Annotated in this window: 22 protein-coding genes; 9 read left to right on the top strand and 13 right to left on the bottom strand. The window is 60.4% G+C overall.

The window, feature by feature from the left end; genetic code table 11:
* Positions 1–107: 107 nt before the first annotated feature.
* Positions 108–1,640 carry an FAD-dependent oxidoreductase gene (locus FBY04_RS18690; RefSeq protein ID WP_145316154.1) on the bottom strand — a complete coding sequence of 511 codons (1,533 nt, stop codon included), beginning with the start codon at positions 1,638–1,640 and terminating at the stop codon, positions 108–110.
* 276 nt (positions 1,641–1,916) lie between these two features.
* Here FBY04_RS18690 and FBY04_RS18685 point away from each other — a divergent pair, with 276 nt between their 5' ends.
* Positions 1,917–3,011 carry a DUF1615 domain-containing protein gene (locus tag FBY04_RS18685; protein WP_145316153.1) on the top strand — a complete coding sequence of 365 codons (1,095 nt, stop codon included), beginning with the start codon at positions 1,917–1,919 and terminating at the stop codon, positions 3,009–3,011.
* Between the two features lie 85 nt (positions 3,012–3,096).
* Here FBY04_RS18685 and FBY04_RS18680 read toward each other — a convergent pair whose 3' ends face one another.
* The 4 genes from FBY04_RS18680 to FBY04_RS18665 all read right to left on the bottom strand — a co-directional run bounded on the left by FBY04_RS18680 (position 3,097) and on the right by FBY04_RS18665 (position 5,560).
* Complete coding sequence (locus FBY04_RS18680) at positions 3,097–3,537, bottom strand: phage infection protein (RefSeq protein WP_145316151.1); 441 nt, start codon at positions 3,535–3,537, stop codon at positions 3,097–3,099.
* Positions 3,538–3,686: 149 nt separating this feature from the next.
* Positions 3,687–4,406 carry an anti-sigma factor domain-containing protein gene (locus tag FBY04_RS18675; RefSeq protein WP_145316149.1) on the bottom strand — a complete coding sequence of 240 codons (720 nt, stop codon included), beginning with the start codon at positions 4,404–4,406 and terminating at the stop codon, positions 3,687–3,689.
* Positions 4,403–4,924: a sigma-70 family RNA polymerase sigma factor gene (locus FBY04_RS18670; RefSeq protein WP_145316147.1), complete on the bottom strand. Its 522-nt coding sequence runs from the start codon at positions 4,922–4,924 to the stop codon at positions 4,403–4,405. Before FBY04_RS18670 ends, FBY04_RS18675 begins: the two co-directional genes overlap by 4 nt.
* 114 nt (positions 4,925–5,038) lie before the next feature.
* Positions 5,039–5,560 (bottom strand): DUF3455 domain-containing protein, encoded by a 522-nt coding sequence (locus FBY04_RS18665; RefSeq protein WP_145316145.1) that lies wholly within the window; start codon positions 5,558–5,560, stop codon positions 5,039–5,041.
* A 156-nt stretch (positions 5,561–5,716) separates the two neighbouring features.
* Here FBY04_RS18665 and FBY04_RS18660 point away from each other — a divergent pair, with 156 nt between their 5' ends.
* Complete coding sequence (locus FBY04_RS18660) at positions 5,717–6,340, top strand: glutathione S-transferase (protein ID WP_084323693.1); 624 nt, start codon at positions 5,717–5,719, stop codon at positions 6,338–6,340.
* A gap of 40 nt (positions 6,341–6,380) precedes the next feature.
* Here the strand turns inward: FBY04_RS18660 and FBY04_RS18655 are convergent, their stop codons facing one another.
* Positions 6,381–6,821, bottom strand: coding sequence for a CBS domain-containing protein (locus FBY04_RS18655; RefSeq protein ID WP_084323695.1), 441 nt, complete (start codon positions 6,819–6,821; stop codon positions 6,381–6,383).
* A 321-nt stretch (positions 6,822–7,142) separates the two neighbouring features.
* On the opposite strand from FBY04_RS18655, the gene FBY04_RS18650 reads away from it, so the two are divergent.
* A complete protein-coding gene (locus tag FBY04_RS18650; RefSeq protein WP_178118294.1) occupies positions 7,143–9,503 on the top strand; it encodes a DNA polymerase II in 2,361 nt (786 codons plus the stop codon).
* On the opposite strand, the gene FBY04_RS18645 is transcribed toward FBY04_RS18650, so the two are convergent.
* From FBY04_RS18645 to FBY04_RS18635, 3 genes are all read right to left on the bottom strand, one after another.
* On the bottom strand, positions 9,468–9,938 hold the full coding sequence (locus FBY04_RS18645; RefSeq protein WP_084323697.1) for a DUF1810 domain-containing protein: 471 nt from the start codon (positions 9,936–9,938) through the stop codon (positions 9,468–9,470). The two genes, FBY04_RS18650 and FBY04_RS18645, sit on opposite strands and share 36 nt — an antisense overlap.
* Positions 9,939–9,967: 29 nt before the next feature.
* Positions 9,968–10,789: an aldo/keto reductase gene (locus tag FBY04_RS18640; RefSeq protein WP_145316141.1), complete on the bottom strand. Its 822-nt coding sequence runs from the start codon at positions 10,787–10,789 to the stop codon at positions 9,968–9,970.
* A gap of 194 nt (positions 10,790–10,983) precedes the next feature.
* A complete protein-coding gene (locus tag FBY04_RS18635; RefSeq protein WP_145316140.1) occupies positions 10,984–12,132 on the bottom strand; it encodes an aldose epimerase family protein in 1,149 nt (382 codons plus the stop codon).
* Between the two features lie 253 nt (positions 12,133–12,385).
* Between FBY04_RS18635 and FBY04_RS18630 the strand changes: the two genes are divergently transcribed.
* Together FBY04_RS18630 and FBY04_RS18625 are read left to right on the top strand one after the other, a co-directional pair.
* Positions 12,386–13,135, top strand: a complete 750-nt coding sequence (locus FBY04_RS18630; protein ID WP_084323700.1) for a hypothetical protein — start codon at positions 12,386–12,388, stop codon at positions 13,133–13,135.
* Positions 13,136–13,284: 149 nt separating this feature from the next.
* Complete coding sequence (locus FBY04_RS18625) at positions 13,285–14,070, top strand: sulfite exporter TauE/SafE family protein (RefSeq protein ID WP_084323701.1); 786 nt, start codon at positions 13,285–13,287, stop codon at positions 14,068–14,070.
* Between the two features lie 19 nt (positions 14,071–14,089).
* Here FBY04_RS18625 and FBY04_RS18620 read toward each other — a convergent pair whose 3' ends face one another.
* Complete coding sequence (locus tag FBY04_RS18620) at positions 14,090–14,458, bottom strand: VOC family protein (RefSeq protein ID WP_145316138.1); 369 nt, start codon at positions 14,456–14,458, stop codon at positions 14,090–14,092.
* Between the two features lie 181 nt (positions 14,459–14,639).
* Between FBY04_RS18620 and FBY04_RS18615 the strand changes: the two genes are divergently transcribed.
* Positions 14,640–15,188, top strand: coding sequence for a DUF4174 domain-containing protein (locus FBY04_RS18615; protein WP_084323703.1), 549 nt, complete (start codon positions 14,640–14,642; stop codon positions 15,186–15,188).
* A 116-nt stretch (positions 15,189–15,304) separates the two neighbouring features.
* On the opposite strand, the gene ampC is transcribed toward FBY04_RS18615, so the two are convergent.
* Complete coding sequence (gene ampC, locus FBY04_RS18610; protein ID WP_256667060.1) at positions 15,305–16,471, bottom strand: class C beta-lactamase; 1,167 nt, start codon at positions 16,469–16,471, stop codon at positions 15,305–15,307.
* 159 nt (positions 16,472–16,630) lie between these two features.
* On the opposite strand from ampC, the gene FBY04_RS18605 reads away from it, so the two are divergent.
* Positions 16,631–17,521, top strand: a complete 891-nt coding sequence (locus FBY04_RS18605) for a LysR family transcriptional regulator (RefSeq protein WP_145316134.1) — start codon at positions 16,631–16,633, stop codon at positions 17,519–17,521.
* Between the two features lie 93 nt (positions 17,522–17,614).
* Here FBY04_RS18605 and gudD read toward each other — a convergent pair whose 3' ends face one another.
* Together gudD and FBY04_RS18595 are read right to left on the bottom strand one after the other, a co-directional pair.
* On the bottom strand, positions 17,615–18,958 hold the full coding sequence (gene gudD, locus FBY04_RS18600) for a glucarate dehydratase (RefSeq protein WP_145316122.1): 1,344 nt from the start codon (positions 18,956–18,958) through the stop codon (positions 17,615–17,617).
* Between the two features lie 24 nt (positions 18,959–18,982).
* Complete coding sequence (locus FBY04_RS18595; protein WP_145316099.1) at positions 18,983–20,329, bottom strand: MFS transporter; 1,347 nt, start codon at positions 20,327–20,329, stop codon at positions 18,983–18,985.
* A 280-nt stretch (positions 20,330–20,609) separates the two neighbouring features.
* On the opposite strand from FBY04_RS18595, the gene FBY04_RS18590 reads away from it, so the two are divergent.
* Both FBY04_RS18590 and FBY04_RS32390 read left to right on the top strand, forming a co-directional pair.
* A complete protein-coding gene (locus tag FBY04_RS18590; protein ID WP_084319743.1) occupies positions 20,610–21,326 on the top strand; it encodes a FadR/GntR family transcriptional regulator in 717 nt (238 codons plus the stop codon).
* An 89-nt stretch (positions 21,327–21,415) separates the two neighbouring features.
* The gene (locus FBY04_RS32390) at positions 21,416–21,577 is read left to right on the top strand and encodes a hypothetical protein (protein ID WP_178118293.1); all 162 of its coding nucleotides are present in this window, start codon (positions 21,416–21,418) and stop codon (positions 21,575–21,577) included.
* Positions 21,578–21,733: the final 156 nt, after the last annotated feature.

Below are 21,733 nucleotides of genomic sequence, written 5' to 3'. Positions count from 1 at the left end.
CCTGTAGGAGCCGGCTTGCTGGCGATAGCGGTAGGTCAGTCACCAGAGAGGCTGGAGGGTCCGGCCTCATCGCGAGCAAGCTTGCTCCTACAGGAATTGCGGCGCACTCAAGAGCCGAAAAACGGCCGTATACCGCGATCGCGGAAATACCGCTCGATCACTTTCGGGTCCGAGCACGTCTCGGCAATCGCCACATAGGTATCCGGCCGCAACAGATAAAATCCGTTACGCCCCAGGCCTGCCGCTTCAAACGCCGGCCGCCAGCCAAACACATGCAACGGCAAGTGATGTTCGTGGCACCAGGCGATCATTTCGTCGCTGGTGTCGCCGTACACGTGTACCTGCCAGCTCTGGCACTTCAGCGACCTGAAATTATCCCCTTCACCATCGTGCGCCCAAGGCAGCCGGTCGCCGCCATGCACGTGTCCGGCAACGCCGATGCTCAATGGCATCCCGCGATAATTGAGGGTGATCTGTGACACCGTGCGGAACAGGAACTCGCGGGAGGTCTCGAATGAAGCCATTTTCGGCAACAGGAATGGCGCCAGACGCATGCGCAGCAAATCGGCAATGCGCCCTTCGGCGGTGACGAAGCTGAACACCCGGTCGGTGGTGGCGACCAGTTTGCGGGCAAACGCGATGCGCTCGGTTTCATAGGTGTCGAGCAGATGCGGCGCGGCACCGCCGCTCAACACGGCGGCGAGTTTCCACGCGAGGTTGATGGCATCGCCAATCCCGGTGTTCATGCCCTGGCCGCCTGCGGGGCTGTGGACGTGGGCCGCGTCGCCCAATAGAAAGGCCCGGCCGCTGCGAAAGTGATCGGCCACACGATGATGCACGCGGTAGGTCGAGAACCAGTTCACCTGTTCGATCTGCACCTTCAGATGCTCGATGGCCCGGCTGCTGACGTCTTCAAACTGCAGGGTTTCGGCCTGCTCGGCGCGTTCGTCGCGCACCGTTCCGATCAGCCGCGCGCGGCCTTCGCCGGCCAACGGAAACACCGCGAGAAAGTCCGCTTCATCAAGATCCACGTGGAGTTCGCCATTGAACGTCGGCCCGCTGGCCTGCACGTCCGCCACATAGAAGATCTGCTGGTAGGTGCCGCCGGGAAATCCGGTGTCGAGGGTTTTGCGCACGATCGAGCGGGCGCCGTCGCATCCGGCGAGGTAGCAGGCCTGACAGGTTTCCTGTTGACCGTCGGGCAAGCGCAGATGTGCGGTGATGCCGTCGCCGGTTTCCTCGAAGCTCTCCAGCTCGGTATTCCGTTCGACCTGGATACCAAAGGCTTCCAGGCGTTCGATCAGCAACCGCTCGTGCTCGTCCTGAGGAAATATTTCGAGGAACGCATAAGGCGTCAAACCCTCGCCGACCCGGCTCAACGGCAAGCGTGCCACCGGTTCGCCCTTGACCCAGAAGTTGGCCGCCGCCACGCGATGTCCCTTCTGTATCACGGCGTCACTGAGGTCGAGTTGGTGATACAACTCCAGCGTCCGCGCCTGCACCGCCAGCGCTCGTGAAGTGGTGCCGGGTGCCGATGTCTTGTCGAGAATCCGCACGCGGATCCCCAGTTTGCTCAGCCACAGTGCGAGCACCAGCCCGGTGGGGCCGGCACCGATGATCAGTACGTCGCTACGGTTCATGCGCCTGTCCTCCCCGGCGTTTGGCTCAAGTATGGTTCAGGCGAGGAGGGCCGTCAGACAGACTGCCCAACGGAAAAAGGCCCTGCAGGAGCGGCTTGCTGGCGATGAACGATTACGCGGTCATCTTGATGCACTGCGTTGCTCCCATCGCCAGCAAGCCGGCTCCTGCAGGTTGGCGTGTCTGTGGAGGGAACAGTGTGTCGCCGGCACAGTCATAGCCTGCGTCATGGGATTGATCGTATGGTTACCCCGGCCCAACGGATTTGATGGAGCAGTATGCAAGCCAATCGATTGATCATGAGCGTCGCGGCGCTGTTGATTCTTGCCGGGTGCGCAACGCAGCGCAGCGAGGAAGCCCCGGCCCGACCACCTGCCGAGGTCAAGGCCGAGATCGTTCGCCTGCTGCCGGCCAAGACCGCGGACCGCCAAGGCTGGGCCACGGACATTTACGCTGCCTTTGCCGCGCAGAACATTTATCCCTCCACGCAGAACCTGTGTTCCGTGCTGGCCGTCACCGAGCAGGAATCGACTTTCCAGGTTGATCCGTCGGTGCCGGGCCTGGGCAAGATCGCCCGGGATGAAATCGACCGGCGTGCCGCGAAAGCCCACATCCCCGGCCTGCTGGTGAGCGGGGCGTTGAAGGTGAGTTCAAGTAACGGCAAAAGCTACAGCGATCGCTTGAATGCCGCGCGCAGCGAAAAGGAGCTCAGCGCGATCTTCGATGACTTCATCGGCATGGTGCCCATGGGGCGAACGCTGTTCGGCGGCTTCAACCCGGTGCACACCGGTGGCCCGATGCAGGTGAGCATCGACTTCGCCGAACAACAGGCCCGGAATTATCCCTACCCGGTGGGCAGTACGATTCGGCATGAAGTGTTCAGCCGTCGCGGCGGCATGTATTTCGGCATCGCTCACTTGCTCGGTTATCCGGTGAGCTACAAGCAGCCGCTGTACCGCTTCGCCGATTTCAACGCTGGCTGGTACGCAAGCCGCAATGCCGCGTTTCAGAACGCTGTGAGCCGCGCTTCGGGCATCCCGCTGGCGCTGGACGGCGATCTGGTGCGCTACGGCTCGATCATGCCCGGCACCACGGAACTGGCCGTGCGCGCCCTCGGCAAGCGCCTGGACATGCGCAACCCGACCATCAGGGATCAACTGGAGAAGGGCAACAGTCTCGAGTTTGAGGACACCCAGTTGTATCAACGGGTCTTCGAGCTGGCCGAACAAGCCGAAGGCCGTTCATTGCCGCGTGCGGTATTGCCGGGGATCGTCCTGCAGAGCCCGAAAATCACCCGCAAACTCACCACCGCGTGGTTTGCAAAACGGGTTGATGAACGTTATCAGCGCTGCATGGCGCGGGCGGGGAAGTGACCGGTTTCAAAAAAGCGCAAAACCCGGCTTCATCAGGTTGATGAGACCGGGTTTTTTTGTCGAGTCTTGCGGTACAGCCATTCATTCACACTGCACGGCTTTCTATCAGACGGTCGGAGCCACCTTCGGCAACGCGGTTTTCGATCAGACGGTCGGAGCCACCTTCAGCGACGCGGTTTTCGATCAGACGATCAGAGCCACCTTCGGCCACGCGGTTTTCGATCAGACGATCCGAGCCGCCTTCAGCCACGCGGTTTTCGATCAGACGATCAGAGCCACCTTCAGCGACGCGGTTTTCGATCAGACGATCCGAGCCACCTTCGGCCACGCGGTTTTCGATCAGACGATCCGAGCCACCTTCAGCAACGCGATTTTCGATCAGACGATCCGAACCACCCTCAGCCACACGGCTTTCAATCAGACGATCCGACCCGCCCTCAGCGACAACCGGGTGAGCAGAAGAAGCGGCAAAAGCGTTAACTGCAAAAACCGAGAAAGCGATGCTGAGGAAGAGTTGGCGTTTCATGATCGTGTGCTCCGGGGTGTTATTGGTTGGTATGGAGGCGATGTTACGCCCCGGAGTTTTTAAGAGAACTTCATTGACGTGATGGTGAACATCGACGGCAGTGATGAATCGGATGGCTTGTCCTGTGTGGCGGTGATCGGCGGCGGCAATCAGATGACTTTCACCGCCCGCCCAATGAACTGAATCGGCCCGGTCGGTTTGCCGATCGGCGAGCCGCTGGGGTTTTCCAGGGTCAGTTCGAACAGTTGGTTCGGTTCCAGCGGCGGCAGTTTGTCCAGGGGCACCGACAGGGTTTGTCCCGGTTTGACCAGCCCCAGCGAGACCGGTCCTTGCCAGCCTTCGGCCTTGGTCCAGAACTCCAGCGCCTTGTCCGCCGGAACCTCTGCCACTCCCAGCGGAATCAACTGGATCTCCCGGCGGTTGCTGGCTTGAATCACCCAACCCGGCGCTTTGTCCTGCGGCGCGACCAGCACCACCATATACGTCGGTTTGACCGTGGCTTGGGTCAGCAGCAACGCACCGAGCAGCAACGTCGCCGCCAGCCCCGCCCCGGCGAGCCCGCGCCAGAGCGGCAAAAGATTCCACCAGGATGACCGCTCGGCCGCTGGCGTGACTGGCTGTCGGTTCAACGCGTTGACACTGCGCTCGATGCGTTGCCACAGGAGGTGCGATGGGTTTTCGGGCTCGGCGAGGTCGGTCAGGCCCAGCAAACGACGTTCCCAGGCATCGACCGCCGTGCGCAGTTCGGCGTCGTCGTTCAGGCGTTGTCGAACCTCGGTGCGCCGTTCGGCCGAGAGCGTGCCCAGCACATATTCGCTGGCCAGTTCGTCACGTTCGTCCGGGGTTTCATCCACAGGTCGGGTGGTCATCCCATGCACTCCCGCAAGGCCGTCAGGCTCCGTTTGATCCAGGCTTTGACGGTGCCCAGCGGGGTGCCGAGTTTGTGTGAAATCTGCGCGTGGGAATACCCGTCGACGTAGGCATGCAGGATGCAAGTGCGCCTTGAGGGTTCAAGCTGTTCCAGGCACCGATGAATACGTGATGAGTGCACGTCGGCATCGAAGGTTTCAGCGTCGTTTTGCACGTCGGTATCGCCCTGGATCTCGCGGCTGTTGTCGCGGATGAAATTGAGCGCCAGATGCCGGGTTACGCTGTACATCCAGCCCCGCGCCGATCCCCGCGTCGGGTCGAAACCGGCGGCACCGGCCCAGATCTTGAGGAACGCATCGTGGACGATGTCTTCGGCCAGCGCGGTGTCGCGCACCAGGCGTTTGGCCACGCCGAGCAGCCGTGGGCTTTCCTGCACGTACAAATCCCGCAGGGCTTGACGCTCGCCCCGGCCACAGGCGGCAAGACGGGCTTCATAGTCGAAAATGGGTTCGGGCAAGGACACAGATCTCAGCCGTTATGTGGGGCAGTCCGAATGCAATCTAGCAAACAATCAGCACCCCTGTAGGAGCGAGCAAGTTCGCTCCTACAGAAGATTGCATCGGGCCGGGGTTTAGCTGGCCGCCCAGAAAATGTAATCCGCCTGGTACTTCACCACTTCCTGCTTGCCCTTGTTGGCCGCCGTGCATTCGGCGCTTGGCGCGACGCCGCCCTTGAGTGCCACGCGCTGGATGTAACTGACACCGCTCATCGCGCCTTTGCCTTCGGCCGGGTTGGCCTTGACCAGTTGATAGGGCAGGTTGCCCGGGCTCGACGGCGCGACGGCCAGCTGGGTGCCGGTGACTTTCGAGCCGTCCTTCGCTTGCCAGGTCGCCGGTGGTCCGAAATAGGTACCGACCTGCTTGCCGCTGCGATCATTGAGCACCGCTTTGGGGCCGACGAAGAACCATTCGGTCTGCCCGGCGGCGTTGGCCTTGTCGCGGCATTCGTAAGTGATCTCGCCGACCCCGGTGGTTTCCAGGGCGACCTTGTGCCCGTCCGGCACCTTGATGCTGTCGGGCAGACTGGTCTGGGCCAGGGCCGCAGGGACGGTGGCGAGTAAACCGGCAAGGCAAATCAGCTGTCTGGCATTCATGAAAATCTCTCCGCTAATGAGTATTCCGTCATGCAGCAAAAGGAGCTGCTACAGGTACTACCCGTCGGAAAGCGATTTGGATGCACGCCTGAAAAAGAAATTTTCAGGCACGGCCAGCGTCAGCTGCTACAAAGAGAACACGCAATGGAGGTGTTTATGTACCAGCTCTATGGACACCAGAACTCCGGTGCCGCCGCCATCGAAGCCGCGCTGGAGCTCTGCGAGATTCCTTACCGCTTCATCGACGTCGAGGTTTCCACGGAGGCGGCCCACGCCCTGGAGAAGCTCAACCCGCTCAAGCAGATCCCGACCTTGCAGTTGCCCGACGGCAGCGTTCTGACCGAAAGTGCGGCGATCCTTATTCATCTCGGGCTCACGTTTCCCAAGTCGAAACTGCTGCCGGATAACGCCGCCGAGCGCGATCAGGCGATCCGTGGCCTGGTGTACATCGTCAGCAATTGTTATGCAGCGATCGGCATCATCGACTATCCCGAACGCTGGTTGGCCGTGGCGGATAAGCCCTCCAGGGACAACCTCGTGGCGGGTGCCCGCGAGCGATTGCACTGGAGTTGGGAGGTGTTCGCCGATCAGTTCTCGGGCGAGTTGTATCTGGGGGATGAGGCGCCGGGAGCGCTGGATGTGCTGGCGGCGGTGATCACGCGCTGGGCGGGTAGCCGGGAACATTTGCGCAGCGCCCGACCGGGGTTTTTCGCCTGGCTGGAGAGGATTGACCGGCACCCGACGCTGGCACCGGTCTTTGCACGGCATTGGCCATCCTGAACACCGCTGATCAAAATGTGGGAGCGGGCAGTGTCTGGAGTTATTCGCCGCGAATGTACTGCTCCAACTGACGAATCAGTTCAGCCTGCTCCGCAATGGCTTCCTTGACCAGGTCGCCGATCGACAGCAACCCGATCAGCTTGCCGTTCTCCACCACCGGCAGGTGGCGCAGACGTCTGTCGGACATGATGCCCAGGCACGTGTCGACGGTTTGATGGGTGTCCACGGTGATTACCGGCGACACCATGATGTCGCGCACCGGCGTGCCGACCGAAGAGCGACCATGCAGCACCAGTTTGCGCGCGTAGTCGCGTTCACTGATGATGCCCAGCACTTGGTCATTCTCTACCACCAGCAAGGCACCGACATTCTTCTCGGCCATCTTCATCAGCGCTTCCAGCACCATGTGATCGGGCTTGATCTGGTGCACTTCCTGATTTTTCTGATCTTTCAACTTGAGCAGTTGGGCGACGGTTTTCATGATGGCTTCTCGGGTGTTGTCGTTGTTCTTGAAGAATCGTAGACGCGAGCGCTGAGGGCAAGGCAGAAAGCGGCAGATAACGCGCAAAAAACGTCATTCAGCTGTTTTTCTTCGATAAACCTCACATTTTCGAACACACCACCGACCTGTAGGAGCTGGCTTGCCAGCGATAGCGGTGGGTCAGACGACCTATTTATCGTTTGAACGGACGCTATCGCTGGCAAGCCAACTCCTACAAGAGCTCATCCATCCAGGCGTTCACTGCTATTGGCGGGAATGCCGCGTAGAATCGCCATCTGAATCGGATTTGAGGTTGCAGTGGTGGATTTACAGCGGGGCTTCGTCCTGACCCGGCATTGGCGCGATACCCCGGCCGGTACGGAAGTCGAGTTCTGGCTGGCGACCGAGACCGGTCCCCGGCGCATCCGCCTGCCTCATCAACCGTCGGTGGCGTTCATTCCGGCTGAACAGCGCGAGCAGGCCGAAGCGCTGTTGCACGGCGAAAAAAACGTCGAGCTCAAACCCCTGGCCCTTCAGGATTTCGAGCATCGCCCGGTGCTCGGTCTGTATTGCCAGCAACACGGGCAACTGATGCGTCTGGAGACCGCGCTGCGCAAGGCCGGTGTCGAGATGTTCGAGGCCGACGTGCGCCCACCGGAACGCTACATGATGGAGCGTTTCATCACGGCGCCCGTGATCTTCGGTGGTACACCGAATGCCGACGGCCTGCTGCTCGATGCGCAGATGAAGCCCGATCCCGACTATCGTCCAACGCTCAGGCTGGTGTCCCTGGACATCGAAACCACCGCGCAAGGTGATCTGTATTCCATCGCCCTGGAAGGTTGCGGCGAGCGCCAGGTCTACATGCTCGGCCCACCGAATGGCGACGACAGTGCGGTGGATTTCCAACTCGAATACTGCGATTCCCGAACCCTGCTGCTGAAAAAACTCAACGAATGGTTCGCCCGCCACGACCCGGACGCGATCATCGGCTGGAACGTCGTGCAGTTCGATTTGCGCGTGCTGCACGAACACGCACGCCGGCTGGCGGTGCCGCTGAAACTGGGGCGGGGCGGCGAAGAAATGCAGTGGCGCGAACACGGCAGTCGCAACCATTATTTTGCCTCGGCCGCCGGGCGATTGATCATCGATGGCATTGAATCCCTGCGCTCGGCGACCTGGAGTTTTCCTTCGTTCAGCCTGGAAAACGTCGCGCAAACCCTGCTCGGCGAAGGCAAGGCGATCAGTACGCCGTACCAGCGCATGGACGAAATCAACCGCATGTTCGCCGAGGACAAACCGGCCCTGGCCACCTACAACCTCAAGGACTGCGAACTGGTCACGCGGATTTTTGCCAAAACCCAATTGCTCACGTTCCTGCTTGAGCGGGCCAGCGTCACCGGGTTGCCGGCGGATCGCAGCGGTGGTTCGGTGGCGGCGTTCACCCACCTGTACATGCCATTGATGCACCGTCAGGGCTTCGTCGCGCCCAACCTCGGCACCAAACCGGCGCAGGCCAGCCCCGGCGGATTTGTCATGGACTCGCAGCCGGGCCTGTACGAATCGGTGCTGGTGCTCGACTACAAAAGCCTCTATCCGTCGATCATTCGTACCTTCCTCATCGACCCGGTCGGGTTGATCGAAGGCTTGCGCCATCCTGACGACAGCGAGTCCGTACCGGGTTTCCGCGGTGCGCGTTTTTCCAGGGCCCGGCATTGCCTGCCGGCCATCGTCGCCCGGGTCGCCGAAGGCCGCGAAACCGCCAAGCGCGAACACAACGCGCCGCTGTCCCAGGCGCTGAAAATCATCATGAACGCTTTCTACGGCGTGCTCGGTTCCAGCGGCTGCCGCTTCTTCGATACGCGTCTGGCCTCGTCGATCACCTTGCGCGGCCACGAAATCATGCTGCGCACCCGACAACTGATCGAAGCCCAGGGGCACACGGTGATCTACGGCGACACCGACTCGACATTCGTCTGGCTGCGCCGGGCCCACGGTCAGCAGGAAGCGGCGCAAATCGGCCGCGCACTGGTGGACCACGTCAACCAGTGGTGGCGCGAGCATGTCCAACAGGAGTACGGGCTTGAAAGCGCGCTGGAGCTGCAGTTCGAAACCCACTACAACCGCTTTCTGATGCCGACCATTCGTGGCGCCGAAGAGGGCAGCAAGAAGCGTTATGCCGGGCTGGTCACACGTGACGACGGCACAGACGAGATGGTCTACAAGGGGCTGGAAACCGTGCGCACCGACTGGTCGCTGCTGGCCCGGCAGTTCCAGCAAGAGCTGTACACGCGGATATTCCATCGCCAGCCGTATCAGGATTATGTGCGCGAGTACGTGCGTAAAACCCTGGCGGGCGAGTTCGACGATCGCCTGATCTACCGCAAGCGCCTGCGCCGCACCCTGGACGACTATGAGCGCAACGTGCCGCCGCACGTTCGCGCGGCGCGGATCGCCGACGACTACAACGATCGGCAGGGTCGACCGCGGCAATACCAGAATGGCGGCTGGATCAGTTACGTAATCACCGTCGCCGGGCCCGAGCCGCTGGAGATTCGCAGTGCGCCCATCGATTACGACCATTACGTCACGCGGCAACTGCAACCGGTGGCCGATGCGGTCCTGCCGTTCGTGGACGACGATTTCTCAACCCTGATTGGGGGGCAGTTGGGCCTGTTTTGAGTCCAGCAGGGTTAACGTCCACGCGTCCGGGATTCCGTGGAAATACTGGTCCAGCGCTTGTTGAAACAGGCTGTTATCCGGGGCGATCTGGGCGAACAGGGTCATCGACGAATGGAATTTAAGGTCGTCCGGATGGCCAAAAATCTCCGCGATGGAACGCTGCGGGATGTTCAGCACCAATTGTGCGCAAGTTCGCAGTCGGGACCCCAGCAATGCATGTTCCAGATAGGCTGAGGCCTCTTCGCTCGAGTGAATGGCATATCGTTGCGACATTTCGCTGCCACCCAGGCCGATGAATTGCGGAAAGATGAACCACATCCAGTGACTGCGCTTTCGTCCTGTGCCGAGTTCGTTTTTCACTCGCTCGAACACCGGGTCCTGCGCCTGGATAAAGCGCTGCAGGTTGAAGACGTCGAGCTGATCGGTGCTTCTCATGAGAAGCCCTCTGACAAAACCGCGATGGCTCAGACCATGGCCAGTCGCTGTTTGCGTTGTGGCGCGCGAAACGCTTGGTCCAGCGCCTCCAGATCCCCGGCCTCAAGCCGTAATTGCGCGGCTTGTGCATTCAGATGCACGTGTTCAGGCCGAACCGCTTTGGGAATGGCGATAACACCATCCTGTCGCAGAATCCATGCCAGCGCTACCTGCGCCGGTGTCACGCCGTGACGGGTGGCCACCCGGTTGAGTGTCGGGTGGGCCAGCAACGCCCCGCCCTGGCCGATGGGACAGTACGCCATCAATGGCTGCCGATGCTGTTGGCTCCAGGGCAGTAAATCAAATTCTATGCCGCGTTCTTCAAGGTTATAGAGCACTTGATTGGTGGCGCACGCCGGGGAGGCCAGTTCCTCCAGGTCATCCACATCGAAATTGGACACACCCCAACGGCCGATCTTGCCGTCTGCGCGCAAGCGTTCGAAGGCGTCGACGGTTTCTTCAAGCGGATACTGGCCGCGCCAGTGCAACAGGTACACGTCGATGTAGTCGGTGTTCAAGCGGCGCAGGCTGCGCTCGCAGGCCTGGGGGATGCCTTTGCGGCTGGCGTTATGCGGATAGACCTTGCTGACGAGAAACACCTTGTCGCGCAGGCCGGCAATCGCTTCGCCCACCACCTCCTCGGCGCCCCCTTCGCCATACATCTCGGCGGTGTCGATCAGGGTCATGCCCAGTTCGATGCCCAGGCGCAGCGCGGCGACTTCTTCAGCTTGTCGGGCGCGATCTTCACCCATGCGCCAGGTGCCCTGGCCAATGACGGGTACGTCGACACCGGCCAGTTCGAGGGTCCGCATGAAAATCTCCTTAATGTCATTCGGTCGATACTTCGGTTGGCAGCAGAATAGCCCATGGGTTCCCCGCACGTGTCGCTACTGCCGGGCTCGCGAGACCGCGTGCGCTGGCGCAGTCCTCGCAAGCGCTGGATTTATCGCGGACTTAGTCCTCGAACGCAGCCTCGCGGGCCGGCAGTTGCTACAGGTGACAGGGGTTACTGAGCGGAGAATTTCAGCACGGTGCTCTGGGTATACGTCTTGCCCGGATCCAGGCGTGTGGACGGGAAGTCTGGCTGGTTTGGCGCATCCGGGTAGTGCTGGGTTTCCAGGGTGAACGCGCTCCAATGCGTATAAGTTTTGCCGGCCTTGCCCTTGACCGTGCCGTCGAGGAAGTTGCTGGTATAGAACTGCACGCCGGGTTCGGTGGTGTAGAGTTGCAAGCGGCGCCCGGACTGCGGGTCGCTGACATCGGCGGCGAGCTTGCGCGGATCGCCCTTGGCATCCAGTACCCAGTTGAAGTCAAAACCGCCCTGTTTCGGCTCGGCGAATTTCAGCTGTGGATGATCGGCCTTGATGTGTTTACCGATGGCGGTGGGTCGGGTGAAGTCCATAGGTGTGCCGGCGACTGGTGCCAGTTCGCCGGTCGGTATCAACTTGCCGTTGACCGGTGTGTAGTGGCTGGCGTGCAAGGTCGCGATCTGTTGCAACACGTCACCGTTACCGGCGCCCGCCAGGTTGAAATAGCTGTGGTTGGTCAGGTTCAGCACCGTGGGCTTATCGGTGGAGGCCTTGTACTCGATGCGCAGCTCGTTGTTCTCGTTGAGGCTGTAGGTGACCTCGGTTTTCAGGTTGCCGGGAAAGCCCATTTCGCCGTCCGCCGACAGGTAGGTCAGGGTCACGCCCACCGAGTCCTTGCTTTTGGCCGGCTCGGCTTTCCACACGTGTTTATCAAAGCCTTGCGGGCCACCGTGCAGTGAATTCGAGTGGTCATTTTGCGGCACCTGATAGCGCTTGCCGTCGAGTTCGAAGGCGCCATTGGCGAGGCGATTGCCGAAACGTCCGATGGTCGCGCCGAAGTAGGCCGTGCCGCTCTGATAGCCCTGCACGTCATCGAAGCCGAGCACTACGTCCGCCACCTTGCCGTTCTTGTCCGGCACTTCAAGCGATTGCAGCGTCGCACCGTAAGTGATCACGGTAGCTTGCATGCCGTGGCTGTTACGCAACACGTATTGCTCGACGGGCGTGCCGTCGCTGGTTTTGCCGAACGCTTTGTGTTCGCTGGACAGGCCGGCGGCCTGGGCGGTGAGTGTGGCGATCATCAGGGACAGTCCGAGGACGTAATAGGGTTGTCGGGATTGAAGCATGGTTTACCTTCCTTTTTTTGTTGTTTTTTGCAAAGTAGTCATACTAATTGTCGCTTTGTGTGGCGAACAAGGAAGGATTTATAGCTGATATTTATGGAGTTGCACTAATAAAGTATTACTAATTTGCGAGTGGAATAAAGAACTGCTCAGGTTGACGGACTGCCGGCACTGCACTTTTTCGCAATCCACGGCTCTATCCCTTGCCAGCCTGCGGCGATCCCCTCTGCCGGCCCATGTCCAAGTCCAAGCCCCCATGGCCCGAGTTTTACCCCTCATCGCTGTGTACATCCGCCGCCACTGCCTGCTGCTCGCCGTCCTGTCGACGCTGTTCACGACCGGGTGCAGCCAGCAACAAGGCCGGGACATCGTCAGCCAGTTTCGCGAGGGCCGGCCCCAGGAATTCCTCCAGACCAGCGTCGACCGCATGGCCACCCTGGCGATGCGCGACAACCTCGACAGCCTCTACCTGCTGATGAGCAAGCTCTACCTGCGCAACCCGCAGGAGCTGAAGAAATCCGGTTTCCTCGACGCCCGCACCGCAGGCAAACAGGTGCGCATGGCCATTGAGCAACAACAGCCGCTGCCGACCCTGGGGGGCAAGAAAGATCTGGCGGCGCTGAGTTACGCCATGAGTCCGGAATTCCTCGGCGACCGGGTCGGTGCCTTTATCTATGCCATCGGCAGCATGCTGGTCACCGCTCACGGCAATCGGCTGGAGTTCTACATGACCGATGCGATCAACCCGACCTTCGTCAACAACGCCGCGCGCAACATCGAGAAAGCCACCTGGATCCTCAGCCAGCGGCAGAACAAGAACGGCGACCCCTTGCTGTTCTCCAACGAGATCTCGGAGGAGGGCAGCAACCTGAGTTTCGCCGTGGAGTTCGGCAAGATCGTCGCGCGCCTGGACCTGCTGACCCAGATGCTGGACGAGCGCTACCGGCGGATCGGCCTGAATTACGCGCAGAGTCTGCTGTTTCTCAATTTCCTGCCTGTGCAGTGAGTCCTCTGTAGGAGCCGAGCAAACTCGGTTCCTACACGGTCCGCGTGTGGGCAGAAGGAATAACGATAGACCCTATCGATATAAGTAGTTATAAGAAAAATCGCTATGCTGCTGGCCAGTTTTTTCATGCGTTTTCAGTGGGCGTGTTAATGGATTTCGTTAACTTCGGTTTGGTTGTGGCAGGTTTGGTGGTGGGGTTCATTGTCGGCATGACTGGCGTGGGCGGCGGCTCGTTGATGACGCCGATCCTGCTGTGGTTCGGCATCAATCCGGCCACGGCGGTGGGTACGGATCTTCTGTACGCGGCGATTACCAAATCCAGCGGCGTGCTGGTGCATCGCAAGAACAAGAACATCGACTGGGCGATTACCGGTTGGCTGACCCTCGGCAGTGTGCCGGCGGTGGCGCTGACGCTGTGGTTCCTGAGCAGTTTGCAAACCTCCCCGGATGCGATGAACGCCGTCATCAAACAGGCACTGGGTTTTGTGCTGTTTGCCACGGCACTGGCGATTTTCTTCAAGAAACGCTTGCTCGACTTTGCCCACAAACGAGCGGGCGGCGAGTACAACCCAAGCGGCCAGCGCTTGAATGTGCTGACTGTGATCACCGGCCTGATCCTTGGCACCATGGTCGCCCTGACCTCCATTGGCGCAGGCGCCCTGGGCACCGTGGCGTTGTTCATCCTCTATCCGCTGCTGCCGACCCGTCGTCTGGTCGGCACGGAAATCGCCCACGCCGTGCCGCTGACCCTGGTCGCCGGTCTTGGCCACGCGAGCATGGGCAACATGGATTGGCATGTGCTGGGCTACTTGCTGGTCGGTTCGTTGCCGGGGATTTACCTGGGCAGTCACCTGACGGGCCGTATCTCCGATGAAGTGTTGCGCCCTTGCCTGGCCACGATGCTGGTGCTGATCGGCTACAAACTGGCGTTCTGATGGTTGCCTCTGGCCTCAGTCATTCACGGGTGAAAATCTCCAGCAGATGCCCGTCCGGGTCATCGAAATACACACGCCTTCCTCCCCCATAGTCATTGATTTCTTCGGGGCGCTGCTTACCCGGATCAGCCCACCACGGTTGTTTTCTGGCTTGCAGGCGCGCGAAGGCCGCATCGAAATCGTCGTCGCCGATCAGGAACGCATAGTGCTGGGAGGCTATCGGCGGGTCATTGTCGTAGTAATCCAGCGACACGCCGTTGTCGAACCTGACAATCAGCATCGGCCCGAAGGGCTCGGGGGCGGGCAGGCCGAGGAGTTCTGTCAGGTAGTTGGCCGATGTCTGCTTGTCGCGACACCAGACGATGGTGTGGTTCAACTGAGCGCTCATCGAGAAATCCTCACGGCGGATCAGGTGGTTTGTTTATGAACCATGAGATTAGTCCAGCCTGTTGCGCAATGACCGCCCTGACCTAAGCTTGGGTCAAGGCGAGACACAATTGCGGTGCGTCACCCGGAACGATCGCCGCGATGCGCAATCATTAGAGCGTGGATATCAAAAGGAGATGCGCATGCTCATCAGGTCATTGACCCTGACAACCCTGCTGGCGATTGCCGGCCCCTTGCTCGCCGCCGATGGCGACTCACCGCTGGACATGGACAAGGGCAGGTCCCGGCCGCTGATTGTCATTGCTCCGAGCACGGTCGATCCGACGTGGGTCAGCCTGAAAAAGTCGCTGGATGAGCCGGCCAATCGCAAAGAGTTCACCGATCGGAACCTGGTCCTGTACACCGTGCTCAACCTGATGGGCCAGCGCGAAGGCAAAGACCTGGGACCACAAGACACGGCGGCGCTGATCCGTTCGCTCAAGTTGGGAGCCGGGGCGAAGACCAAGGTGATTCTGGTCGGCAAGGACGGCGAAAAGAAACTCGAGCAATCGGATGCGGTTGATCTGAAGACGATTTTCAAAACCGTCGACGAGTTACCGCCGGCCGAGAAAGAAGCCACGGTGCCCACGCCGCCGCCGGTCACTGAAGCCGAACCGGTCAAGGGCGCGAAGGGAACGAAACCGGGCAAGCCGGCGAAGCCCGCCAAGCCACCGGAAATGCCTGACGATTGAACACAGCGATGGACACGCGCTAACGAAAATGGGCGACCTCAACAGGTCGCCCATTTTTGTTTACACCGCTTACCCCCTGAAGGAGTGAGCCCCTGCTACAGAGGTGCGGTTCCAGGCTATTGAGCCAACGCGCTCAGAATCGAGTGCGCGATCTTGATCCGCTCCGGGTTCGGGTAGTTTTTATTGGCCAGGATTACGATGCCGATACCCTTCGACGGTACATACGCCACGTAAGCACCGAAGCCACCGGTTGAGCCTGTTTTATTGAACAGCACATTGGCCGGTTGAGGTTGCGGCGGGTTCAGCCATTGGACTTTATGCGCCTCCATCGCCATTTGCGATGAGTTGCCGGCGAGCAGTTTGTCGAGGCTGATCGGGTAGGTGTAGCGCTCCCAGCCCAGGCCTTGGGTCATGTCGCCAACCGTGTAGTAGCCGGTATGCGTCACGGCGATGGCTTGCTGCATCGGCGCTTCAAGGCCCGACGGCTTCATGTTCGCTTCGACGTAGCGAAGCAGATCCGAGGCGCTGGTTTTTACGCCATACGCCTCTGAATCCAATGCCCCCGGCTCAACCCTCACAGGCTTGTCATCCTTGGTGTAACCCTGAGCGTAAAGCGCCATTTGGGTGGGCGGTACCTTCAGGAAAGTGTGCTGCAACCCGAGTTTCGGCAGCACGGTTTTTTCCATCAGTGCATCAAATGGCTGGCCCATGCTGTGGGCCGCGAGATAACCGAACAACCCCAGGCTCGGGTTCGAATACTGCCGATGGCTACCGGCGGCGTAGACCGGTTTCCACTGTTTGAAATAGCCGAGCATTTTGTCCGGCGCATCGGCATCGCTCGGGAATTGCAGCGGCAGGCCACCGGCGGTGTACGTGCCCAGTTGCAGCACGCTGACGCGATCGAATGCGCTGCCCCGCAACTCAGGCAGGATGTGGCTGGCCGTGTCGGACAGGGACAGTTTTCCGCTGGCCTGGGCGTAGGCGGCGAGGGTGGCGGTATAGGTTTTGCTCACCGAGCCGATCTCGAACAGGGTGTCTTCGGTGACAGCCGTTCCGGTTTTCTTCGAGGCCACGCCGTAGTTAAAGTAATGCGGCTGGCCATCCACCGTGATCGCGATGGCCACGCCGGGAATGTTCTGTTGCTGCATGACCGGGACAACCGCAGCTTTCACTACCGCTTCGATCTGCGCGTCAGTCTGACTTCCGGCAACGCAGTAGCCTGCACCCAGGAGCAGTCCGAAAGCGCTGCAGGATAAGACCTTGCCGAGTTTTAAGTTATGCATGATTGAGCCGCTGTCCATAAGATTTGATGATTAAACCCGCTACACTCCGAGCGGTTTATAAATCGGGCCGCCGATAGGCGTGTCAAATCTAGTCATTCTGCTGGTGCTCGACAAACGACAAATTTTCGGCTGAGCCATTAGAAAAATTAGGGAGTTGGCATGATCCGCCCGCAATTACCGCTTAACGCACTGCGCGCCTTCGAGGCTTCTGCACGCCACCTGAGTTTCACACGGGCGGCGGTTGAATTGTGCGTCACGCAGGCTGCGGTGAGCCATCAGGTCAAAAGCCTGGAAGCCCAGCTCAACGTCACGCTGTTCAAACGCTTGCCTCGCGGCTTGATGCTGACCAGTGAAGGGGAGACGTTGTTGCCGGTGCTGCGCGAGTCCTTCGACCGCATCGCCGAAACCCTCGAGCGTTTCGAGGGCGGGCATTTTCGCGAAGTGCTGTCGGTGGGCGCGGTGGGAACGTTTGCGGTGGGTTGGTTGTTGCCGCGCTTGGCCGACTTCCGGGCGAAACATCCGTTCATAGATTTGCGCCTGTCGACCCACAACAATCGGGTGGACGTGGCGGCTGAAGGGCTGGATTACGCCATTCGCTTTGGAGCGGGGGCGTGGCACGGGATTGAAGCGGTGCGCTTGATCGAGGCGCCGTTGTCGGTGTTGTGCGTTCCCGAGATTGCCCGGCAACTGCACACATCGGCCGATCTGCTGCAGCAGACGTTGCTGCGTTCCTACCGCACCGATGAGTGGCCCGAATGGTTTCAGGCCACCGGCCTTCCTGCCTATGCCGCGCCGCCCCGGAGCATCGTCTTCGATTCCTCGCTGGCGATGATGGAGGCCGCGCTGCAAGGAATGGGCGTGGCTTTGGCACCACCGCTGATGTTCGCCCGACAACTGGCAGCGGGTGCCATAGAGCAACCGTTCGCCATCGGCATCACCACCGGCAGCTATTGGCTGACCCGCTTGCAGTCGCGACCCGAAACGTCGGCGATGGCCGCGTTCAAGGGGTGGCTGCTGCAAACGGCGCATGAACACCGCTTACCCTTGTAGGAGCCGGCTTGCTGGCGATCCAGACGCAGCGGTCCGTTTGACAGACCGCGTCGCCTGGATCGCCAGCAAGCCGGCTCCTACAGGTGTGTGGTGTTAGCGCACCAGGCATGGGCGCTTGTTATCAAACGTCCAGCCCGGAATCAGAAACTGCATCGCCACGCTGTCGTCCCGCGCGCCCAGCCCCATGCCTTTGTACAGCTCATGGGCCTTGGCCAGTTGATCCACGTCCAGCTCGACGCCGAGCCCCGGCTTCTTCGGCACTTGTACGCAACCGTCGACGATTTGCAGCGGGGCTTTGGTCAGGCGCTGGCCGTCCTGCCAGATCCAGTGGGTGTCGATGGCGGTGATGTCGCCCGGTGCGGCGGCTGCGACGTGGGTGAACATCGCCAGGGAAATGTCGAAGTGGTTGTTGGAGTGCGAGCCCCAGGTCAGGCCCCATTCGTGGCACATCTGCGCCACGCGCACCGAACCCTGCAGGGTCCAGAAGTGCGGGTCGGCCAGCGGGATGTCCACCGATTGCAACTGGATCGCGTGGCCCATTTCCCGCCAATCGGTGGCGATCATATTGGTAGCGGTTTTCAGGCCCGTGGCGCGGCGGAACTCAGCCATGACTTCGCGGCCCGAGTAACCGTTTTCCGCACCGCAGGGGTCTTCGGCGTAGGCCAGAACATGATGCTGGTCCCGGCACAAACGAATCGCTTCTTTCAGCGACCAGGCGCCATTCGGATCGAGGGTGATGCGCGCATCCGGGAAGCGTTCGGCCAGTGCGGTCACCGCTTCGATTTCTTCATCACCACTGAGCACGCCGCCCTTGAGTTTGAAATCCTTGAAGCCGTAACGGGCGTGGGCAGCTTCCGCCAGACGCACCACGGCGTCGGCGGTCATGGCCTTCTCGTGACGCACGCGGAACCAGTCGTTGTCGGCGTCCGGTTCGCTGCGATAGGCCAGGTCAGTCTGATTGCGGTCACCGACATAAAACAGATAACCGAGCATCTTCACTTCATCGCGCTGCTGGCCTTCGCCGAGCAGGGCGGCGACCGGCACGTCCAGATGCTGACCGAGCAAGTCGAGCAACGCCGCTTCCAGGCCGGTAACGGCATGGATGGTGATGCGCAGGTCGAACGTCTGCAAACCGCGGCCGCCGGCATCGCGGTCAGCGAAGGTCTGGCGCACTTGATTGAGGATCTTCTGGTACGTACCGATCGGGCTGCCGACCACCAGGCTGCGCGCATCTTCCAGCGTCTGGCGAATACGCTCGCCGCCGGGTACTTCGCCGACGCCGGTGCGCCCGGCGTTGTCCTTGAGGATCACGATGTTGCGGGTAAAAAACGGACCGTGCGCGCCGCTGAGATTGAGCAGCATGCCGTCGTGACCGGCCACCGGAACGACCTGCATGCTGGTGATGATCGGGGCTTTTGCGGTGTCTTGTGCGTTCATATTCTTATCCTTGTAGACCGGAGCTCAGGCGTGTTCAGGCGTTGGTTTGCCCAGCGCAACGGCCGGTGCAGTTTTCGGGGTATTACGGGCGGCGAAGACGATGATCGCGGCAATGATCGACGTGGCGGCCAGGCCATACAGTCCGCCCTGAATCGAACCGGTGTGCTCTTCGAGCAAACCAAAGGTGGTCGGCGCGACGAAGCCGCCGAGGTTGCCCACCGAGTTGATCAGCGCGATCACGCCCGCGGCGATTCGTGCATCGAGGTACGCCTGGGGAATCGGCCAGAACAGCGACGAAGCGGATTTGAAACCCAGTGCTGCGAAGCAGATCGCCACGAAGGCAAAGATCGGCCCGCCGGTGGTGGACATGAACATCCCCGCCGCCGCGATCAGCAGGGCAGCGGCGACCCAAGCTTGCTGGTGTTTCCATTTCGCCGACAGCGAAGCGAAGGCGTACATGCCGACGATCGACAGCAGCCACGGAATCGAGTTGAACAACCCGACCTGAATGTCGCTGAGGTCGCCCATCTTCTTGATGATGCTCGGCAGCCAGAAGGTCGCGGCGTAGATGGTCAGCTGAATGAAGAAATAGATCAGGCAGAACAGGATGATCTGGCGATCCTTGAGCAGCTTGCCCAGCGACGGTTTGATCGGCGTCGCGGCTTCGCGGGCCAGTTGTTCGTCGTCGATGGCTTTGACCAGTGCGTCTTGTTCTTCGCGGCTCAGCCATTTGGCGTCATGGGGCTTGGAGTCCAGCCAGAACCAGACGAACACGCACAACCCGACCGAGAACATGCCTTCGATGAAGTACATCCATTGCCAGCCGTGCATGCCGAACCCGCTGATTTGCAAGAGCAACCCGGACAACGGGCCGGAGATCAGTGAGGCAATGGCCGAACCGCTGAGGAAAATCGCAATGGCCTTGCCGCGTTCAACGCCAGGCAACCAGCGAGAGAAGTAGTAAATCACCCCCGGGAAGAACCCGGCTTCAGCCACGCCCAGCAGGAATCGCAGGATGTAGAAATGGGTTTCGTTCTGGATGAACGCCATGCAGGCGGCCACCAGACCCCAGGTCAGCATGATGCGGGTCAGCCAGATTCGCGCGCCGACTTTTTGCAGGAGGATGTTGGAGGGGACTTCAAACAGCGCGTAACCGATGAAGAACAGACCGGCACCGAGGCCGTAGGCGGCAGCGCCGATGCCCAGGTCATGTTCCATGTGGGCGCGGACGAAGCCGATGTTCACGCGGTCGATGTAGTTGACGATGAACATGATGACGAACAGCGGTAGGACGTGGCGTTTCACTTTCGAGATGGCGGACTTCAGGACCGGATCGGCGCCGTCGTGCATCCCGGAGATGGATGTATTCACTTGGTTTTCTCCCACTGATTATTTTTATGCGGGGTGTTGCTGATGCTGCTTTGTTGATAGACATCATACAACTGCGAATTTTCATCCTGCAAGAGGATTTAGCCAGTAAAATATGGATTTTTTGGTGGTTTGTGCTCATTTTGAGAAATGTTTGTGTGTTGGCTTCTTACCTTGAATACCTGTTTTGTTGAGTGTTGTCATACAAGTTTGAGGCTGTTTTATTGAGATTCTGCTCAGCGGCAGTGCTACGATCCGCTTAGCCTGCTTCCGGATGACCGCCATGCAAGAAGACCTCGACGCGCCTGCCCGCAAGCGCACCCACAACCTGGCCCACGACCTGGTCGCCAAACTGACCCAGAGCATCCTGCTCGGCCAGATGTTGCCGGGGGACAAGCTGCCCTCGGAGAACACGATTGTTCAGGAGCACGGCGTCAGTCGCACCGTGGTGCGCGAGGCGATCTCGAAATTGCAGGCGTCCGGATTGGTGGAAACCCGGCACGGCATCGGCACGTTCGTTATCGAGCGCGCGCCGGAGCAGGGGCTGCGACTGAATGTCGACACCGCGCTGGGGGTGCGCAGCATTCTGGAATTGCGCATGGGCCTCGAAACCCAGGCCGCCGCGTTGGCGGCCATGCGACGCACGGATCAGCAACTGGCGCAGATGCGCGAAGCGCTGGACAACTATCAAAGCCTGCTCGCCAACAACGACAGCTGCGTCGAAGCCGACAAGCGTTTTCACCTGCTGATCGCGGAAGCGACTGGCAACGTCTGCTTCACCGAAATCATGCAGCACCTGGGCAGCGCCATGATTCCCCGGACCCGGGTCAATGCCGCCGAGCGCGGCGCGGCGGATTTGAGCAAGCTGGGGCACCTCGCCAACCTTGAGCACGAGGCAATTCTCAATGCCATCAAGCGTCAGGATGCGGATGCGGCGCGGGCGGCCATGTGGTTACACCTGAGCAACAGCCGGGACCGGTTTCTCGCTGATCGCGGTTAACCATTTGTCTGTTCGATAGCACGCGATTCGCGCGCCTGCTTCCAACGAGTACGGCCCGGATTTACTGGACCTCATCAATGAGGTGCGTCATGGCTAACTCAATGGATCACGATGCTCCACCCGGCATGGACCCTGCACGGGACCCGGACGGCGCAGAGCCTGATCGGCCTGAAGACTGGATGGAGCCCGGCGCGGAGGAGGACGTGCCTCCGCCGGATGAACCCACGCCGCTGTCCGATGACAGGCGCTGAACAGAACCCGGCCAGTGTGTGCCGGGTTTTTTGTGCAGGGCAGGTTGACCGCGTCATCGTTCATCGCGAGCAAGCCCGCTTGTGTCTAGATCTAGGAATAAGCTCTGGGGTGAGAGGGGTGGATGGCAAGCTGTGAGTCCGCGGTGCTTGAAGCAC

Source organism: Pseudomonas sp. SJZ080 (genome assembly GCF_007828295.1).
In the GTDB taxonomy this organism is placed as follows: Bacteria; Pseudomonadota; Gammaproteobacteria; order Pseudomonadales; family Pseudomonadaceae; genus Aquipseudomonas; species Aquipseudomonas migulae_A.
Note: the sequence above shows the minus strand (reverse complement) of the source record. Positions and strands in the feature narration are given on the sequence as shown.

What these genes read in the sequence shown, in the direction of transcription:
- FBY04_RS18605 (WP_145316134.1), top strand. Translation starts at nt 16,631, where the DNA reads ATGATCCGCCCGCAATTACCGCTTAACGCACTGCGCGCCTTCGAGGCT.
- FBY04_RS18630 (WP_084323700.1), top strand. Translation starts at nt 12,386, where the DNA reads ATGGCCCGAGTTTTACCCCTCATCGCTGTGTACATCCGCCGCCACTGC.
- FBY04_RS18680 (WP_145316151.1), bottom strand. Translation starts at nt 3,537, where the DNA reads ATGAAACGCCAACTCTTCCTCAGCATCGCTTTCTCGGTTTTTGCAGTT.
- FBY04_RS18665 (WP_145316145.1), bottom strand. Translation starts at nt 5,560, where the DNA reads ATGAATGCCAGACAGCTGATTTGCCTTGCCGGTTTACTCGCCACCGTC.
- FBY04_RS32390 (WP_178118293.1), top strand. Translation starts at nt 21,416, where the DNA reads ATGGCTAACTCAATGGATCACGATGCTCCACCCGGCATGGACCCTGCA.
- FBY04_RS18675 (WP_145316149.1), bottom strand. Translation starts at nt 4,406, where the DNA reads ATGACCACCCGACCTGTGGATGAAACCCCGGACGAACGTGACGAACTG.
- FBY04_RS18655 (WP_084323695.1), bottom strand. Translation starts at nt 6,821, where the DNA reads ATGAAAACCGTCGCCCAACTGCTCAAGTTGAAAGATCAGAAAAATCAG.
- FBY04_RS18685 (WP_145316153.1), top strand. Translation starts at nt 1,917, where the DNA reads ATGCAAGCCAATCGATTGATCATGAGCGTCGCGGCGCTGTTGATTCTT.
- ampC (WP_256667060.1), bottom strand. Translation starts at nt 16,471, where the DNA reads ATGCATAACTTAAAACTCGGCAAGGTCTTATCCTGCAGCGCTTTCGGA.
- FBY04_RS18645 (WP_084323697.1), bottom strand. Translation starts at nt 9,938, where the DNA reads ATGAGAAGCACCGATCAGCTCGACGTCTTCAACCTGCAGCGCTTTATC.
- FBY04_RS18660 (WP_084323693.1), top strand. Translation starts at nt 5,717, where the DNA reads ATGTACCAGCTCTATGGACACCAGAACTCCGGTGCCGCCGCCATCGAA.
- FBY04_RS18620 (WP_145316138.1), bottom strand. Translation starts at nt 14,458, where the DNA reads ATGAGCGCTCAGTTGAACCACACCATCGTCTGGTGTCGCGACAAGCAG.
- FBY04_RS18615 (WP_084323703.1), top strand. Translation starts at nt 14,640, where the DNA reads ATGCTCATCAGGTCATTGACCCTGACAACCCTGCTGGCGATTGCCGGC.
- FBY04_RS18640 (WP_145316141.1), bottom strand. Translation starts at nt 10,789, where the DNA reads ATGCGGACCCTCGAACTGGCCGGTGTCGACGTACCCGTCATTGGCCAG.
- FBY04_RS18590 (WP_084319743.1), top strand. Translation starts at nt 20,610, where the DNA reads ATGCAAGAAGACCTCGACGCGCCTGCCCGCAAGCGCACCCACAACCTG.
- FBY04_RS18635 (WP_145316140.1), bottom strand. Translation starts at nt 12,132, where the DNA reads ATGCTTCAATCCCGACAACCCTATTACGTCCTCGGACTGTCCCTGATG.
- FBY04_RS18690 (WP_145316154.1), bottom strand. Translation starts at nt 1,640, where the DNA reads ATGAACCGTAGCGACGTACTGATCATCGGTGCCGGCCCCACCGGGCTG.
- gudD (WP_145316122.1), bottom strand. Translation starts at nt 18,958, where the DNA reads ATGAACGCACAAGACACCGCAAAAGCCCCGATCATCACCAGCATGCAG.
- FBY04_RS18625 (WP_084323701.1), top strand. Translation starts at nt 13,285, where the DNA reads ATGGATTTCGTTAACTTCGGTTTGGTTGTGGCAGGTTTGGTGGTGGGG.